Source organism: Dysgonomonas mossii (genome assembly GCF_004569505.1).
In the GTDB taxonomy this organism is placed as follows: domain Bacteria; phylum Bacteroidota; class Bacteroidia; order Bacteroidales; family Dysgonomonadaceae; genus Dysgonomonas.
On the sequence record NZ_SPPK01000003.1, the window covers coordinates 454491 to 471496 of the forward strand.

At 37.9% G+C, this 17006-nt stretch carries 22 protein-coding genes and 3 tRNA genes; 20 read left to right on the forward strand and 5 right to left on the reverse strand.

Features of this window, described 5'->3' with window-relative positions; genetic code table 11:
• Positions 1 to 152 precede the first annotated feature (152 nt).
• From E4T88_RS11945 to E4T88_RS11965, 5 genes are all read left to right on the forward strand, one after another.
• Positions 153 to 1589 carry a CCA tRNA nucleotidyltransferase gene (locus E4T88_RS11945; RefSeq protein ID WP_135105743.1) on the forward strand — a complete coding sequence of 479 codons (1437 nt, stop codon included), beginning with the start codon at positions 153 to 155 and terminating at the stop codon, positions 1587 to 1589.
• Between the two features lie 4 nt (positions 1590 to 1593).
• Entirely contained in the window at positions 1594 to 2088 is a 495-nt protein-coding gene (locus E4T88_RS11950; protein ID WP_135105744.1) for an outer membrane beta-barrel protein, read from the forward strand.
• Positions 2089 to 2107: 19 nt separating this feature from the next.
• On the forward strand, positions 2108 to 2608 hold the full coding sequence (locus E4T88_RS11955) for a dihydrofolate reductase (protein ID WP_135105746.1): 501 nt from the start codon (positions 2108 to 2110) through the stop codon (positions 2606 to 2608).
• A 90-nt stretch (positions 2609 to 2698) separates the two neighbouring features.
• Positions 2699 to 2851, forward strand: coding sequence for a 50S ribosomal protein L34 (gene rpmH, locus E4T88_RS11960; RefSeq protein ID WP_006841928.1), 153 nt, complete (start codon positions 2699 to 2701; stop codon positions 2849 to 2851).
• A gap of 87 nt (positions 2852 to 2938) precedes the next feature.
• Positions 2939 to 3481 carry a CvpA family protein gene (locus tag E4T88_RS11965; RefSeq protein WP_135105748.1) on the forward strand — a complete coding sequence of 181 codons (543 nt, stop codon included), beginning with the start codon at positions 2939 to 2941 and terminating at the stop codon, positions 3479 to 3481.
• A 5-nt stretch (positions 3482 to 3486) separates the two neighbouring features.
• Here the strand turns inward: E4T88_RS11965 and E4T88_RS11970 are convergent, their stop codons facing one another.
• The 5 genes from E4T88_RS11970 to E4T88_RS11990 all read right to left on the reverse strand — a co-directional run bounded on the left by E4T88_RS11970 (position 3487) and on the right by E4T88_RS11990 (position 9395).
• On the reverse strand, positions 3487 to 4398 hold the full coding sequence (locus tag E4T88_RS11970) for a Ppx/GppA phosphatase family protein (protein WP_135105750.1): 912 nt from the start codon (positions 4396 to 4398) through the stop codon (positions 3487 to 3489).
• Positions 4395 to 6431 (reverse strand): polyphosphate kinase 1, encoded by a 2037-nt coding sequence (gene ppk1 / locus E4T88_RS11975; protein WP_135105752.1) that lies wholly within the window; start codon positions 6429 to 6431, stop codon positions 4395 to 4397. Before ppk1 ends, E4T88_RS11970 begins: the two co-directional genes overlap by 4 nt.
• Complete coding sequence (locus tag E4T88_RS11980; RefSeq protein WP_135105754.1) at positions 6432 to 7514, reverse strand: glycosyltransferase family protein; 1083 nt, start codon at positions 7512 to 7514, stop codon at positions 6432 to 6434.
• Positions 7511 to 8308 (reverse strand): UDP-2,3-diacylglucosamine diphosphatase, encoded by a 798-nt coding sequence (locus E4T88_RS11985; protein WP_135105756.1) that lies wholly within the window; start codon positions 8306 to 8308, stop codon positions 7511 to 7513. Before E4T88_RS11985 ends, E4T88_RS11980 begins: the two co-directional genes overlap by 4 nt.
• Before the next feature lie 172 nt (positions 8309 to 8480).
• Positions 8481 to 9395: a Ppx/GppA phosphatase family protein gene (locus tag E4T88_RS11990; protein ID WP_135105758.1), complete on the reverse strand. Its 915-nt coding sequence runs from the start codon at positions 9393 to 9395 to the stop codon at positions 8481 to 8483.
• Between the two features lie 204 nt (positions 9396 to 9599).
• On the opposite strand from E4T88_RS11990, the gene E4T88_RS11995 reads away from it, so the two are divergent.
• The 15 genes from E4T88_RS11995 to rplL all read left to right on the forward strand — a co-directional run bounded on the left by E4T88_RS11995 (position 9600) and on the right by rplL (position 16968).
• A complete protein-coding gene (locus E4T88_RS11995) occupies positions 9600 to 9899 on the forward strand; it encodes a hypothetical protein (protein WP_135105760.1) in 300 nt (99 codons plus the stop codon).
• A gap of 93 nt (positions 9900 to 9992) precedes the next feature.
• Positions 9993 to 10445, forward strand: coding sequence for a GNAT family N-acetyltransferase (locus tag E4T88_RS12000; RefSeq protein ID WP_135105762.1), 453 nt, complete (start codon positions 9993 to 9995; stop codon positions 10443 to 10445).
• 256 nt (positions 10446 to 10701) lie between these two features.
• The gene (gene rpsU, locus E4T88_RS12005) at positions 10702 to 10893 is read left to right on the forward strand and encodes a 30S ribosomal protein S21 (protein WP_006841938.1); all 192 of its coding nucleotides are present in this window, start codon (positions 10702 to 10704) and stop codon (positions 10891 to 10893) included.
• A gap of 70 nt (positions 10894 to 10963) precedes the next feature.
• Complete coding sequence (locus tag E4T88_RS12010) at positions 10964 to 11845, forward strand: tyrosine recombinase XerC (RefSeq protein ID WP_185146743.1); 882 nt, start codon at positions 10964 to 10966, stop codon at positions 11843 to 11845.
• A gap of 20 nt (positions 11846 to 11865) precedes the next feature.
• Positions 11866 to 12165: a ribosome hibernation-promoting factor, HPF/YfiA family gene (hpf, locus tag E4T88_RS12015; RefSeq protein WP_006841940.1), complete on the forward strand. Its 300-nt coding sequence runs from the start codon at positions 11866 to 11868 to the stop codon at positions 12163 to 12165.
• Positions 12166 to 12337: 172 nt separating this feature from the next.
• Positions 12338 to 12411, forward strand: a tRNA-Thr gene (locus tag E4T88_RS12020).
• Positions 12412 to 12566: 155 nt separating this feature from the next.
• A tRNA-Thr gene (locus E4T88_RS12025) sits at positions 12567 to 12638 on the forward strand.
• 68 nt (positions 12639 to 12706) lie between these two features.
• The gene (gene tuf, locus E4T88_RS12030) at positions 12707 to 13894 is read left to right on the forward strand and encodes an elongation factor Tu (RefSeq protein ID WP_135105766.1); all 1188 of its coding nucleotides are present in this window, start codon (positions 12707 to 12709) and stop codon (positions 13892 to 13894) included.
• A 50-nt stretch (positions 13895 to 13944) separates the two neighbouring features.
• Positions 13945 to 14016, forward strand: a tRNA-Trp gene (locus tag E4T88_RS12035).
• 19 nt (positions 14017 to 14035) lie between these two features.
• On the forward strand, positions 14036 to 14227 hold the full coding sequence (gene secE, locus E4T88_RS12040; protein WP_135105768.1) for a preprotein translocase subunit SecE: 192 nt from the start codon (positions 14036 to 14038) through the stop codon (positions 14225 to 14227).
• Positions 14228 to 14248: 21 nt separating this feature from the next.
• A complete protein-coding gene (gene nusG, locus E4T88_RS12045; RefSeq protein ID WP_006841943.1) occupies positions 14249 to 14794 on the forward strand; it encodes a transcription termination/antitermination protein NusG in 546 nt (181 codons plus the stop codon).
• Positions 14795 to 14858: 64 nt separating this feature from the next.
• Positions 14859 to 15302: a 50S ribosomal protein L11 gene (rplK, locus tag E4T88_RS12050; protein WP_135105770.1), complete on the forward strand. Its 444-nt coding sequence runs from the start codon at positions 14859 to 14861 to the stop codon at positions 15300 to 15302.
• 17 nt (positions 15303 to 15319) lie between these two features.
• Positions 15320 to 16015, forward strand: coding sequence for a 50S ribosomal protein L1 (rplA, locus tag E4T88_RS12055; protein ID WP_006841945.1), 696 nt, complete (start codon positions 15320 to 15322; stop codon positions 16013 to 16015).
• 20 nt (positions 16016 to 16035) lie between these two features.
• Entirely contained in the window at positions 16036 to 16548 is a 513-nt protein-coding gene (gene rplJ / locus E4T88_RS12060) for a 50S ribosomal protein L10 (protein WP_135105772.1), read from the forward strand.
• Positions 16549 to 16590: 42 nt separating this feature from the next.
• Positions 16591 to 16968: a 50S ribosomal protein L7/L12 gene (rplL, locus tag E4T88_RS12065; RefSeq protein ID WP_006841947.1), complete on the forward strand. Its 378-nt coding sequence runs from the start codon at positions 16591 to 16593 to the stop codon at positions 16966 to 16968.
• Positions 16969 to 17006: the final 38 nt, after the last annotated feature.

Genomic DNA, 17006 nt, shown 5'->3' on the forward strand with positions numbered 1-17006 from the left:
GAAGCGAAAAAGTAACAATTCGAAATAGATTAAGAAGTGTCACTTTTGTCACCTTTTAATGTTTAATATTTTGATTGTTATGTATTTGTGAATATTTTATTTTGTCACTTTTTGTAACCTGATTGATAGAAATAAAGAGTTATCTACATAAAATGTTAAATAACGAATTTAACGATATAATAAAGAAGAAATTTTCGGGAGAAATATTTGATACTATTTCACGTGTGGCAGATGAGATGAATCTTGAATGCTACGCTATAGGCGGTTATGTACGTGATATATTTCTACGCCGTGCATCCAAAGATATAGATATTGTTACTATCGGTAAGGGTATCGAGCTGGCAGAGGCTGTGACTAAGGCTCTGGGGAGGAAGGCAAAACTTTCGGTTTTTAAGAACTTTGGTACAGCACAGATTAAGTACAAAGATACGGAGATAGAATTTGTTGGGGCACGCAAGGAGTCTTATAATAGAGACTCGCGCAAACCGATTGTAGAGGATGGTACGCTCGAAGATGATCAGAATCGTAGAGATTTTACAATAAATGCGTTAGCGGTTTGTCTTAATAAAGATCGTTTTGGAGAATTACTAGACCCTTTCGGTGGGCTCAAAGATATGGATAGTCTGACTATTCGTACTCCGCTCGATCCTGATATTACATTCAGCGACGACCCTCTGAGGATGCTCAGGGCAATACGCTTTTCTTCACAGCTTGGTTTTGATATAGAACCTAAAACCTTTGATGCAATCAGCAGAAATAAAGATCGTATAGAGATCATATCAAGAGAGCGCATAATTGATGAGGTGAACAAAATAGTACTTTCGCCTAAGCCTTCGGTTGGTTTCCTTCAACTCGATCAGACCGGATTACTTTCTATTATCTTCCCTGAATTAGTGGCTTTGAAAGGTGCTGAAACAAAAGAAGGGGTAGGGCATAAGGATAATTTTTATCATACTTTGGTCGTCTTGGATAATATTTCGAAGAAAACAGACAATCTGTGGCTCCGATGGTCGGCTATACTTCATGATATTGCCAAGCCTGCAACCAAACGCTGGGACAATAAATTCGGTTGGACTTTTCACAATCATAACTTCATAGGCGAGAAGATGATTCCGGGAATCTTTAGACGGATGAAGCTGCCATTGAATGAAAAGATGAAGTATGTGCAAAAAATGGTTACTTTGCATATGCGTCCTCAGGTATTGGTAGACGAGGAAATTTCTGATTCAGCCATCCGTCGTTTGCTTTTCGAGGCAGGTGACGATATTGATGACCTGATGACATTGTGTGAAGCTGATATTACATCAAAGAATCCCGATAAGGTTCGTCGTTACCTTCGTAATTTTGAGATTGTACGTCAGAAACTAAGAGATATAGAAGAGAAAGATCAGGTACGGAATTTTCAACCGCCGATCAAAGGTGAAGAAATTATGGAAATGTTCGGTCTTGGGCCCGGAGTGGAAGTGGGACGGCTTAAGGCATCCATCAAAGATGCTATCTTAGATGGGGTGATTCCCAATGAATATGACGCTGCTTACAATTATTTGATAGAGAAAGCGAAAAAGATAGGACTGACACCAATAAAATAATAATATGAAAAAGAATTTATTTGCGTTCGTTGTGTTTTTAATTTGCTGTGTGAGTGTGCAAGCTCAAAAATCAGCTTTAATAATGGATCTCGCTTATCGGAATAAATTTAATTATACGAATTGGGGCGTAGGTTTACAGTATAAATATAATTTGCCTGCTAATTTTAGAGCAGCAGCCGATTTCGTAGCCTATTTTCCTGAAGAAAGTAGTTTCGGGTTGGATTTCGGAATTAATTTACAGTATCAATTACATGTGTGTAATAACTTGTCTATATATCCTTTTGCTGGAGGTATTATGTCTAATCATTCATTCTCAGCGATTCCGAATAATGTAAATGAAACAGGATTTGGTTTAAATTTTGGTGCAGGTATTGAGTATAACGTAAGTAAGAAAGGATTCTTGAATTTCGATTATAGATATAATCTGATAGATAAAAAAAAGAATGCGTGGTATACGGATTATAGTCTGATACGTATAGGCTACGGAGTCCGGTTCTAAAATTATAGATAAAGAAATTATGACAATAAAATCAATTGTAGTTGTGGTTGACGAAGCAAATGCCATCGGTAAAAATAATGACCTGCTTTGCCATTTGCCGAACGATCTGAAGCATTTTAAGGCTATCACAGCGGGTTATCCTGTTGTAATGGGGCGTCGAACGTTTGAGTCGTTGCCTAAAGGTGCGTTGCCCAACAGAAGGAATATTGTGATAACTAATAATAAGGATTTACAATTCGATCGTTGCGAAATGGTTTCATCTATCGATGAGGCAATAGAGCTTTGTAAAGGCGAACAAGAGATCTTTTTTATTGGAGGAGGAACTATATACAAGAAAGCAATTGATTTTGCAGACAGGCTTTATCTGACCCGTATTCATCATCAATTTGAAGGAGCGGACACCTTCTTCCCCGAAATAAAACAGGAAGAGTGGAAGGAGCTATCGCGAGAAGATCATGATACAGATGAGAAACATAAATACAGATACAGTTTCATTAATTTAGAGAAAATAAAACGTTAATATACTTGCTTATATTAAATAAACATCCTATTTTTGCAACCCGAATATCTGGAAGATAATTGAAATTATAACAGAAAATAATATATAGCAATGAAAAGAACTTTTCAACCATCAAACAGAAAGAGAAAAAACAAACATGGTTTTCGCTCTAGAATGGCTACTGCAAACGGACGCAGAGTACTTGCTTCACGCAGAGCAAAAGGAAGAGCTAAACTAACTGTCTCTGACGAATACAGCAAATAAGATCTTTTAAAGGCATTTTGCTAAAGATATACAAGGTAAGAATTATTATAATTCTTACTTTTGTTTTTTATATAAGCCTCACTTTGTATGAATTGGTTCGACTTGCTTGTAGTTATATTGATTGGGATAACCCTTGTTAAGGGGTTCTTTTCGGGGCTTGTTATGCAAATAGCATCTTTAGCCGGATTGATATTAGGAGCGGTTTTTGCGGGTCAGTTGTCAGGCTTTATAGCTCCCAAGTTGATAAAGCTAACCGAGGCATCCCCTCACATTATCGGACCATTATCTTATATTGTGGCCTTTCTGCTTATTATAGTGGCGTTGTTCTTTGCGGGAAAGCTACTCGAGTCATTTGTAGAAGCCATAAAAATGAGTGCTCTCAACCGACTGGGCGGAGCTTTGTTTTGTTGTGCTAAATGGCTTGTAGTATTCAGTATTGTGATAAACCTTGTTGTCGAATTAGACCAAAATAAGCATCTCATTAAAGAGGATGTGCGTGAGAATGCCTATTCTTATCCTACTGTTATCAACATTGCCAGAGCAGTAATTCCTTACTTGCGATTTGACTGGGTAAAAGACTTGAAAGAAGAGGCTGCTACCCATATTAAAGACAAGGGTATTGCTATTTAGATATACTATTTCTTAGCAAGGATTCCAGATGTTTGATGCTCATGAAATAAGTGATATATAATACCATCCGATAGTCCTATCTTAGGAACGAATATTTCATTGACTTTACAAATCTTACTAATCGATAAGAATATCTTCAAAGCAGGAACAATAACGTCAGCACGATAAGTATTAAGTTTATAAGACTGAATCCGCTCTTCATAACTCAACGATTTTAGACTGTCATAGAGTTTCTTCAGTTCGTCATAGCTGATAGGTTCCCGTTCTCTTTTTCCCAATACTTTGTGTATCTTATTTATGTTTCCACCCGATGCAATTATACTGAATGAGTTATTATCTTTAGAGATATCTTTTAGCCAAGACTTAAATCGTTTTTCTTCATCTTCTTTTACGGCATCTACCAGTAAGCGTACAGTTCCCATCTGGAAAGAATTGGAATCTACTTTTTGTTGATTGCTGTATACGATCACTTCTGTGCTGCCTCCTCCAACGTCAACATAGAGATAGTTCTTCTTTTTGTCCATAAAGTTGTCCAACTCTCCGGCCTCGTATATAATTTCGGCTTCTTCCCTGCCGGTTATAATGTCTATGTTTATACCACTTTCGCGCCGTATGTCTTCTACTATATTGGCTCCATTGGTAGCATCACGCATGGCGCTGGTTGCACATGCTCTGTAGTTCATCACACCATAGGCTTTCATTATATGTGAGAAACCCTGCATTGCATGTATAAGTCGCCACTCCTTATCTTTGCTTATTGTTCCAGAGGTAAATACGTCGTCACCCAAACGGATAGGTACACGGAGATAAGCTACCTTCTTAAAGTCGGGCGTTATTCCGTTTACTTCAATGTTGTTTATAAGTAGGCGAATAGCATTAGAGCCTATATCTATTGCTGCAAATATATCTGTATTCATTTTTTATCATTCAATTTCTTATAAAAATCGTATAAAGCTGTCTGAGAGCGGCAAGGAGGATTGTCTCCTCTCTTTACATAATTGTTGCACCCAAAGACAGTGAGATCTCTTGCTTTTTCATTATCCGACCATTGTATATCAAAGAAGCTCTTCAATGTTTGTTTTATTTCTTTGTCGAGGATAGGAACTCCCACCTCTATTCTTCTGTCTAGATTTCGTGTCATCCAGTCTGCACTCATGATATAGACTTTCTCGTCTCCGTCATTGTGGAATATAGCTATACGTGCATGTTCTAGATAGCGGTCTACAATGCTTATTACCCGTATGTTCTCGCTTAGATCTTTCATCTGAGGCTGTAAGCAGCACGCACCTCTGACGATAAGCCGTATCTCGACTCCTGCCTGACTTGCTTTGTAAAGCAGCTTCACCATTTCTTCATCGGTAAGGCTGTTAAACTTAGCAAATATATAAGCCCGTTTTCCGTTCTGCGCATTTTTTATTTCTTTCTTGATGAGGTTGACGAATTGATTGCGCATATAATAAGGCGAAACAAGCAGTTGCTTGCACGAGAAGTGTTTGTGTGTATTGATCAGAAAATCGAATACTATAGCTGTATCAGCTACTATTTGAGGATTTGAAGTGAACAAGCCGAAATCTCCATATATCTGAGCTGTTGCCTCATTAAAGTTGCCGGTTCCGATATATGCAAAATCTTTATTTTTGCGTTCTACCAAAACGATTTTGCTGTGTACCTTTAGTCCGGTGACGCCATGTATGACTTTTACTCCCTCCTTTTGCAGTATCTCCGAATATTCTACATTTTGTTCTTCATCGAAGCGTGCCAGCAGTTCCATTAATACAACTACTCTCTTGCCGTTTTTAGCTGCATTGATCAGGGCGTTAATAACTTTCGAACGTTCTGCAACACGATATAAAGTGATGTAGATACTTTCTACTTTAGGGTCTATCGCAGCTTCCCGAAGGAAATCAATAAAGTGATTGAATGTATGATATGGATAATTAAGTAATACATCTTTACGGGCAATGGTTTTCAATATGCTCGAAAATGGTTTTATGTGCGGATGGTTTAGCGGAGCCAAGCTTTTGCTTTCAAGATCGGGGCGCACCTTAGGGAATTTCATTAAATCCCTCATAAGATGATATCGCCCTCCCGCATCTAATTCCTCCCGCCTTTTTAGCTGGAGCTTTGATGATATGATATCTAACAAGTCTTCGGGCATTTCTCTGTCGTAGATGAGGCGAACAGGCTGTCCGTGCAGACGATTTTGTAATCCGGTCTCCATCTTCTCTATCAAGCTTTTAGAAATGTCGTCATCTATTGTGAGTTGAGCATCACGCATCAGTTTGAATGTATATGCCGAAATACTTTTATAGTTAAACATAAAGAATATTTCGTCCAAGCATAAACGAATTATATCATCTAAAAATATGATATCGTGTCTGCCTTTTACTGATGGCAATACGACAAAGCGTGGGCATGAAGAACTTACCGGAATTTGAATAATTGCATATCTGGAATCGTTTTTGTCGGAGCACATCTTAACCGCATGGTAGATATTGTTGTCCCGCAAAAAGGGTAATTGAGTAGATTTACGAATAATAAGTGGTACAAGAAGCGGGCTGACAACGCTCGAGAAATATTCGTGGCAAAACTGTTTTTGTTTCTGGTTCAGTTTTTTCTCATTCACTACATAGATATTATGTTTCTCCATTTCGGAGAGAACATCGATATAAGTTTGCATAAATTTCTTTTGCCCTTCAGAGACCTGACTGTTGATAAGGGGCAGTAATTCTTTAGCAGTGTATCCTCCCGAAAGGAGAGGTGCGCTCTTTCCTCTAATCTGACTAAGGCGAACAATATTGGCTATCCTTACCTTTATATACTCGTCCTGATTGTTTGAGAAGATACCAAGAAAACGAAGCCTCTGCATCAGAGGCACACTTTTGTCCTGAGCTTCTTGCAGTACCCGCTCGTTAAAGGTTAGCCAGCTTAAATCCCTGTTGTTTATCATTTATGCCAGTGTTGTTAGATGCCTTAAAAAAGTCTGCTCAGCCGAATTTACCCATTCACGAAAAGAGTCATCCGATTGTTGCTTTGTTTTCATATAGTTTAATAACACGCTCATATCAAAATTGTTTCCAACAATGCCTCCTCCAAAAGAGATAACATCAGCTGCGTTTACTTCTTGTTCTATATGAGCCGGGATCATCATGATAGCTTTCCCCAGATAGAGAGCTTCACAAACCGATTCGAACCCCGCTGTTGTAATATATCCGCAGCATCTGCTCATAAAGTTAAGGAATTTTTCATCATCGATCGTATGGAGTGTTAAATTTTCGTCTACTATTAGTTCCTTCGGTACATTTTGCTTATCCCAGAAGAAATGTAATTTTACGTCAGGATTTTGCTCGTGCCATGCCCTTACTTCATTTTCATACCCATGATTAAGCATGTATCCCAAAATATAGTCTTCGGTTGTAGGCTGTAGCGATAATATTTCGGATCGGAGCAGAGGCGGAACCACTGCAATGCGTTCAGGAATATAGTCTTTTAACGGATAGAAGGATAAAGCCAAGGTTTTGGTTGCGCCTACACCACATAGCAGCATATGCAGTCTCAAGAACATCATTCCTTGTTCGTCTCCTTTTCCATGTAAATAGCCGGGATGTTTTAGCAGGTATTGATGTCCGATATTTACAATCGGGATATCGGTGCTAAATCGCAAATAGGTGAGCCCGGTGAGCAGTTCGTAGAAATTGACAATAACATCGGGTTCGTTTTTCTGTATACGCCGGTGTATTTTTTCTATGCTTTTTTTATATTTCCTTAATCTCTTAGGCGATATGTTGAAAAGCAAAGTCTTTAAGAAGTGAATCCGTTTTTTATCTTTTTTGAATACAAAAGACAAGGTGTCGAAAGTTCTTATTTTAGCTCCGATTTTCTGATAAAAAAAATCGGGTATGACCCGAACCTTACTTTTTCCAACTAAAACTTCTACAACCTCGTGACCATTGCGGCGAAGGATATCAGACAAGGCTATAGCCTGAGTCATGTGCCCTCGTCCATCTCCTTGAACAATAAATAAATATCTCATATTGCAAATCTTATATCTTTCTTGTCTTCAAATACCGAATTGTTAGCCTGTGGCTCAGTTACATAATATTCAACCTCCCAATTGCCGTCATAATCTTCGGTTAGAGCCGATAAAGATTCGACCCAATCACCCGAATTCAAATAAAGAATATCGCCATAATATCTTTTTTCGGGTTGATGTATGTGACCGCATATAACCCCGTCACACTTTTTGTGGCGTGCTATATCTACAATATGTTTCTCGTAATCGCTAATGTATGATACAGATGCTTTTACTTTTTTCTTCACTTCTTGCGACAGGGAGTAATAAGGCAAACCCTTTTTTTCTCGTCTGTTGTTGTGGTATCTATTGATCAGCATCAGTAGAGAGTAACCAACATCTCCGATTTTAGATAACCAGCTGTAGCGGGATGTAACAAGGTCGAATACATCTCCGTGGAGGACATAGAAACGTTTGTCTCCGCTTTTGTAGATATAATCTTTTACAATTTCTATATTCTGAAACTTGAAAGGAAGTATCCTGTCCATGAAGTCGTCGTGATTCCCTCTCAAATAGATTATCTTTGTTTTACGTTGTATATCCAATAGTAGTTTAATGAAATTGCTGTGTCTCTTTTTCCACTTTGCTTTTCTTCCTCGCATCAATTGCCACCCATCAATAATGTCTCCGCATAAAATGAGAGTGTCACATGTGTTGTCTTTTAAATATCTTGTAGCTTCTTTTGCTTTTGACCATTTAGATCCCAGATGGATATCTGAAAGAACAATGGTTTTGTGATGTTTTTTGTTTGTCATATTTTTCTCTTTTTTTCATATCAAAAGAATAAATACATTATGACAACACTGTTAAGTATTTATGAATAAATGGTTAAGATTCAGACGGAAGTTTTATGTATAATATAAATGACGAGCAAACAGATGGTAGATATCTCTCTGTTTGCCATTCATCAGTTTATGGTGTAGTTTTTTATTTATCGATAGAAAGTGCAGGGGCAGACGGTTGATAGAAGTGCGTCATGTACAGATCTTTGATAATGCCATCGGCGACACCTATTATGGGTGTTTCAATGACTAATGCCCGAGCCAGTTTCATTACTTTGAGGTATATCCCTATTGCAGGGAGTATTACTTCTGCTCGGTTGAGGTTTATTTTAAGATTCACCAGCCTTTCTTCGTAACTCATTTTTCTCATTTTAGCCGCAAAGCTCACTAACTCTTCTCTGCGTATGCGTCCTGAACGGCGTAATAGTGAATCCAGTTTATTTATGTTTCCTCCTGACCCAATTAGAGATACCTTTATATAATCTTTGCTGTGTTCTGTCAGCCAATTTTTCATTCTGTCCCATTCGGCTCTTTCTTCCTCAAGCGGCAGTGAGCGAATAGTGCCTAGCTTGAACGATTCGGATGCGATCTCTTTGTTCTGATAAAAAATAATGAGCTCTGTGTTTCCTCCACCTACATCCGTATATATATACACTCTGTTCTCTTCCAGTAATTCGTCTATTCTGTTTGTAAGAATAAAACGAGCCTCTTCTTTGCTGTCAATTACATCTATTTCGATGCCCGATTTGGTAACTACGTACTCCAAGACTTCTTGTGCGTTAGTGGCTTCCCTGATGGCAGACGTTGCACAGGCACGCCATATTTCTACATCGTTTACTTGTATTAGTCCACGGAAAGACTGCATTAGGATGGCGAGCTTTTCTTTCTTCTGCTCACTTATATATCCTGTGGAAAATGTATCCTCTCCCAATTTTAAGGGGATACGGATTAATGAATCTTTTTTAAATACTGCACGTCCATTATAGTCGAGAACATCTGTAATAAGAAGGCGTACAGAGTTGGAGCCGATATCGATTGCTCCTAAGCGTCTAACATTCATAAGCTTTTTTTATTCGCAAAAATAAGTAAGAGGGGTTACAAAACTATTACTATTGGATTGCATTAAAATTAAGATTGTCGGGTTGTTATATAATTGTATTATTCAGAATTATTGTACCTTAACGTTTTGACCTCTATTTTTTTATAAGAATTATAATGTTTATGTTTGGTTTGTACTGATTATTTATCCCAAAATAGAAAGATTATGGCAGACTTAGAACATAAAAAAGAGAAAACGGAAGCCGGGAAAGAGTCTTCCGGCTCACATATTCTTAGAGGTGATGTGCTTGACTTACCATTGCATATCGCAAAGAAAGTCGTAAATGCTCTGATTGAGAATGACGATGAAGTATCCGCAGAAGGTGATGATAATATTCTCGATAATGTTTCGGAAGCTTTGACTTCTGTAGAAGATGTGATAGAGGAGCATGTTGAAGAAATAGCCGAAAGTGCGGTTAAAGTTGCAGAAGTTCTGGGTGATACTATTAGTGATATTGAAGTATAGTTCTCTTGTTTATGCAGAGAGAATCTTACTGACAGGTATAATGTTGTAAAAAATAAAAAATTATCTTTATGCGATTTTTCTGATTTATTACGCATGAAGAAAGAATTAGTATGGAAAGTAAGCCGTTTCGAAGAGCTTACTATAAACGAATTATATGAGATCTTGCATCTACGGTGCAAAATATTTGTCGTTGAGCAAGATGCTCCGTATCTCGATACAGACTATAAAGACCAAAAAGCATTGCATCTCTCCGGATATGCAGATGATAGACTGGTGGCTTATTGCCGTATATTTAAGGCCGGAGATTATTTTGAAGAGGCTTGTATCGGACGGGTTATTGTTGCTCAGGAGTATAGGAAGTACGGATATGGGCACGACATGATGAAGAAAGCCCTGGATATAGCATCTGCAACTATAGGCGAGACGCGGATTACGATTTCTGCTCAGCAATATCTTCAAAAATTTTATGAGAGCCACGGCTTCAGGCAAACCAGCGAGATGTATCTCGAAGATGGGCTACCCCATATTGAGATGAAAAAAGAATAGAATTTTATAAAAAGTCTTGTTCGTTAAGATATTAAATCATAAATTTGCAGCCCGAAACAGAGAGGAGGTTTGATGATCTTTTGAACAAAACATATTCACTTGTGGTATGATATTGCTTTACTGAAGCAATGTTCAGAAGATTGATTTATACAACAGAATTCTCTCGATAATGCAATTATTGCAATGATAGCGAATGAAATTTCGCTTATAAAGTTTAAAATTAAATAAGAAAACAAATAAAAACTAAAGAATAATTATGATTATTGTTCCATTGAAAGAAGGGGAAAATATCGAAAGAGCCCTAAAGAAATTTAAAAGAAAATACGAAAAAACAGGTGTTGTTAAAGAACTTAGAAGACGTCAGGAATTCCAAAAGCCTTCTGTAGTGAAGAGAGCAAACAAACTTCATGCAGTTTATGTGCAGAAGATGCACCGTATGGAAGAGTAAAAGAAGTATTGCCAATTTCGCATAATATTATTAACTTCGTCATTCAAGATAGAATGTTTCTCGAATGATGCTGTTGATAGAAAAATATATCAGGTATCTCCGTTATGAAAAGAACTATTCTTTACATACGGAGATTTCTTATTCTGAAGACCTCAGTCAGTTCGTAGAGTTTCTTGCCGAGCATTTTTCTGATACCGACATAAAGCATGTAGATAGAGATATTATTCGCATGTGGATCGTGTCTATGATGGAGGGAAAAATCTCAGCCCGTTCTGTAAACCGTAAGCTAAGCGCAGTGAAATCGTTTTACAGATATTTGCAGAAAATAGGAGAAGTAACGGTAAATCCGGCAAGTAAAATAAATGGCCCTAAAGTTGGTCGGCCAATTCCAGCTTTTGCTAATAGTGCAGATATGGAGAAGGTACTGGATCAAGAAGACTACGGGGATTCATTCGAGTCGTTGCGAGACCATATTATAATAGAGCTGTTTTACGTAACCGGAATCCGCCGGGCAGAATTGATAGGGTTGAAAGATGTTGATGTCGATTTCTCGTCTGAGACGATACAAGTGACAGGGAAACGCAATAAGCAACGTCTTATTCCTTTTAGTGATGGCATGAAGCAGTCTCTTGAGCAATATATTACAGTGCGAAATAAAGAAGTAGGAAACCAATCAGGTTACTTATTTGTTAAGAATAATGGAGAGCCGCTTTATCCGATGTTAGTGCATCGTATTGTGACTTCTAATTTACAGCAAATAGAAACTCTGGCTAAGGTTAGTCCCCATGTTCTTCGACATTCGTTTGCAACGGGCATGCTGAATAATGGAGCGGATATTAATGCAGTAAAGGAGTTGCTTGGTCATGCAAGCTTGGCTGCTACAGAAATATACACACATACTTCGTTTGAAGAATTAAAGAGAATTTATAACAAAGCTCACCCAAGAGCTTAAAAAGTAAAGGAGGATTAGTTATGAATATTGTAATTCAATCGGTGCACTTTGATGCGTCAGTACAACTGAAAGAGTTTATTGAGAAAAAAATATCAAAATTGGATAAATTTACAGATCAGATTGTAGATGCAGAAGTTATATTGAAAGTCGTGAAGCCGGAAGTAGCCAATAATAAAGAGGCTTCGGTTAAATTGAATATAAAAAATGGAGAGTTGTTTGCCAATAAGACTGCCGATAGCTTTGAGGAGGCTGTTGCTCAGAGTATAGAAGCTTTGGAAAAGCAAGTGCTTAAGGTAAAAGAGAAGGCTCAGGCTAAATAAAATAGCAATGTTCATGAAATTGGCACTAAGCTAGTTGAAGCTAAATAGACAATCAAAAGAAAACACAAGGGAAAATAAATCTATAAAGTGTTGCGATTCTAAAAAAAAATATCTAATTTTGTCGCCGTTTCGCTGTGTAAAAAGCGAGATGGCGATAATTATTAGACTTTTAGCCTCTTTAGCTCAGTTGGCCAGAGCACGTGATTTGTAATCTCGGGGTCGTTGGTTCGAATCCGACAAGAGGCTCAAGCTATAAGGAAAAAGAAGTTTTGAAAAAGCTATGAATCAATAGATTTGGATATTTCTTCACTTTAATTTCCATTACTTTTGCTTTAATAATAATATCTCTTGTTTTTAAGTACGGAGAATTGTTTAATTTGAAGCAAGATTTTGAGATTTAAGCCAATGTAGCTCAGTGGTAGAGCACTTCCTTGGTAAGGAAGAGGTCACGGGTTCAAATCCCGTCATGGGCTCTAACGGGGATACAAGATTCAAAATTGAATTAAATATATACATTTAACTAAATAATAGAAGATTAATTATGGCAAAAGAACATTTTAACCGGGCGAAACCGCACGTAAATATCGGTACAATCGGTCACGTTGACCACGGTAAAACTACTTTGACTGCTGCTATCACTAAAGTATTGGCTGACAAAGGTCTTTCTCAAGCACGCTCATTCGACTCTATCGATAACGCTCCTGAAGAAAAAGAACGTGGTATTACAATCAATACCTCTCACGTAGAATACGAAACAGCTAATCGTCACTATGCTCACGTTGACTGTCCAGGACACGCCGACTACGTAAAGAACATGGTTACTGGTGCTGCTCAGATGGACGGTGCTATCATCGTTGTAGCTGCTACTGATGGTCCTATGCCTCAAACTCGTGAGCACATCCTTCTTGCACGTCAGGTAAACGTACCAAGATTGGTTGTTTTCATGAACAAATGTGATATCGTTGATGACGAAGAAATGCTAGAATTGGTAGAACTTGAAATGAGAGAACTTCTTTCATTCTACGAATTCGACGGAGATAATACTCCAGTTATCCGTGGATCTGCACTTGGTGCTTTGAACGGTGTTGAACCTTGGGTTAGCCAAGTAATGGAGCTTATGAATGCTGTTGATACTTGGATTCCACTTCCTCCACGTGATGTTGATAAACCATTCTTGATGCCGGTTGAAGACGTGTTCTCTATCACAGGTCGTGGTACTGTAGCAACAGGTCGTATCGAAACTGGTAAGATCAAAACTGGTGAAGAAGTTCAAATTATCGGTCTTGGAGCTGAAGCTAAAAAATCAGTTGTAACAGGAGTAGAAATGTTCCGTAAGATTCTTGACGACGGACAAGCTGGTGACAACGTAGGTCTTCTACTTCGTGGTATCGATAAAGAAGAAATCAAACGTGGTATGGTTATTACCCACCCAGGTAAAATCACTCCTCACACAAGAATCAAAGCTGAGGTTTATATCTTGAAAAAAGAAGAAGGTGGACGTCACACTCCATTCCACAACAAATATCGTCCTCAGTTCTATCTACGTACATTGGACGTTACAGGTGAAATCACTCTTCCTGAAGGAACAGACATGGTAATGCCTGGTGATAACGTAACAATCACAGTAGAATTGATTTACCCAGTTGCTTGTAACGTAGGTCTTCGTTTCGCTATCCGTGAAGGTGGACGTACAGTAGGTGCTGGTCAGATTACAGAAATTTTATCTTAATAATTTCTATAAAACCTAAAGTCGGTTTGTAATATAACCGACTTTAATATACGGGCGTAGTTCAGTGGTAGAGCGTTGGTCTCCAAAACCAAATGTCGGGAGTTCGAATCTCTCCGCCCGTGCTAAACTCAAACAGGAGTGATGAAAAAAATAATTAACTATTTTAAAGATTCTTATAACGAACTTGTATATAAGGTTTCTTGGCCCTCTCGTCCGGAATTGACCAGCAGTGCAGTTATTGTCATGATCGCTTCCATTATTATGGCATTGGTTGTGTGGGGTGTTGATTCGGTGTTTGATAGAGCGGTTAAGTTGCTTTATGGTCTGTTGTAATCTTTATCTTGTCAAAAAACTATGACTGAAATCGAAAAGAAATGGTACGTTCTGCGTGCTGTTAGTGGAAAAGAAAATAAAGTCAAAGAATATCTTGAATCAGAGATAAAGAAAACTGACTTAGGGAAGTATATTTCTCAAGTTCTTATTCCTACAGAGAAAACTTATATTATGCGTAACGGAAAGAAGGTTCTCAAAGAAAGAGCTTATCTTCCCGGCTACATATTGATTGAGGCTGCACTTGTAGGTGAAGTGATCCATGAACTTCGTAACATTAATTTCGTTGCAGGTTTTTTACCGAATACTACTAATCCACAACCGCTGAGCCAATCCGAAGTAAATCGGATATTAGGTACAATGGACGAACTGGATGAGCAGGAAGTAGGCTTGGATATTCAATATTTTGTTGGAGAAAACGTGAAAGTAACAAATGGTCCTTTCTCTGGTTTTTCTGGTATTATTGAAGAGGTGAACGCTGAGAAAAAGAAACTCAAGGTGATGGTAAAGATATTTGGAAGGAAAACTCCTCTAGAATTGAATTACATGCAAGTTGAAAAAGAGCAATAAGGACTGGTTACGCACTCTGGATGTTCTATTTAAGTTTTAACAAAACTAAAAATTAAAAACAAAAATGGCTAAAGAAATTGCTGGACAATTAAAGTTACAGATTAAAGGCGGTGCAGCAAATCCATCTCCTCCGGTAGGGCCTGCTTTAGGTTCTAAAGGTATCAATATCATGGATTTCTGTAAGCAATTTAATGCCAGAACTCAAGACAAGGCAGGTAAAATATTACCAGTGGTAATTACTTACTATGTTGATAAGTCTTTTGATTTTATTGTAAAACAACCACCTGTGGCAATTCAGTTACTTGAAGCCGCTAAAACAAAGAGTGGATCAGCAGAACCAAATCGTAAGAAGGTAGCAGAAATTACTTGGGATCAAGTACAAGCTATCGCTGAAGATAAAATGGTTGACCTGAACTGTTTTACCGTAGAGTCTGCCATGAAGATGGTTGCTGGTACAGCAAGAAGTATGGGTATTACTGTAAAAGGGGCTTTCCCTGATGTTAAATAATTAAACTTCAATTGATAATGGGTAAACTTACAAAAAATCAGAAGTTAGCTTTCAGCAAAATTGAAGCAGGGAAATTATATACACTGACTGAAGCATCAGCTCTTGTAAAAGAGATAACAACTACAAAATTCGACTCATCTGTCGATTTGGATGTACGCTTAGGTGTAGACCCACGTAAAGCTAACCAGATGGTGAGAGGTGTAGTATCTCTTCCTCATGGAACAGGAAAACAAGTAAGAGTTTTGGTATTATGTTCTCCGGATGCAGAAGCTGCAGCTAAAGAAGCTGGTGCAGACTATGTAGGTTTGGATGAATATATCGAAAAGATAAAAGGTGGTTGGACTGATATTGATGTTATCATCACTCAGCCTGCTATCATGGGTAAAGTTGGAGCTTTGGGGCGTGTACTTGGACCTCGTGGTCTAATGCCTAACCCTAAGAGCGGAACTGTGACTGTGGACGTTGCTAAAGCTGTAACTGAAGTAAAATCAGGTAAAATCGACTTTAAAGTTGATAAAGCAGGTATCGTTCATGCTTCTATAGGTAAAGTATCTTTTACTTCAGATCAGATCAGAGATAATGCAAGAGAATTTATTTCTACGCTTATCAAACTGAAACCTACTGCAGCTAAAGGAACTTATGTGAAAAGTGTTTGTCTTTCAAGTACTATGAGTCCGGGTGTAAAAATTGACCCTAAATCAGTAGAAAATTAATCAAAATTGACTGAAACATTATGAGAAAGGAAGATAAAAGTACTATCATAGAAACTATAGCGGCAACAATCAAAGGTTACGACAATTTCTATCTTGCTGATATTGCTACTCTTAATTCGACTAAAACCAGCGAATTGAGAAGAGAGTGCGCAAAGCAAGAAATTAAATTAATGGTCGTAAAGAATACCCTGTTGCAGAAAGCATTGGATACACTTGAAGGTGACTATTCGGAACTACATTCAGTTTTGAAAGGAAACACTGCAGTGATGTTTTCCAATTCAGCTAATGCACCGGCTAAACTGATCGCTAAGTACAAGAAAGAAGGAATTCCTTCGCTTAAGGCTGCTTATGTGCAAGAAAGCTTCTACATAGGTGCGGAAAATTTGAGCGCATTAGAAAACATCAAGAGCAAGAACGAACTTATCGGCGATGTTATCATGTTGCTTCAATCTCCAGCCAAGAATGTTATCTCAGCCCTTCAATCGGGTGGTAATACCATTCATGGTGTATTAGAAACATTATCGAAACGATAATTCATTTAAAAAAGAATAATAACAATTTTAATTTATACAAAAATGGCAGATATCAAAGCTATTGCAGAACAACTAGTAAATTTGACAGTGAAAGAAGTTAGCGAACTAGCTGAAATTCTAAAAACTGAATATGGTATTGAACCAGCCGCTGCTGCTGTTGCAGTTGCAGGTCCGGCTGCAGGTCCAGCTGCAGAAGCTGTAGAAGAAAAAACATCTTTCGATGTAATCTTGAAATCAGCAGGTGCAAACAAATTGCAAGTTGTTAAAGCTGTTAAAGAACTAACAGGACTTGGTTTGAAAGAAGCTAAAGATCTAGTTGATGCTGCTCCTGGTGAACTTAAAAAAGGAGTAACTAAAGATGAAGCAGAAGCATTGAAAAAACAATTAGAAGAATCAGGAGCTGAAGTTGAACTTAAGTAAAAACAGTCCTGTCAAAGGATACTTTGGTTAGGAACCTT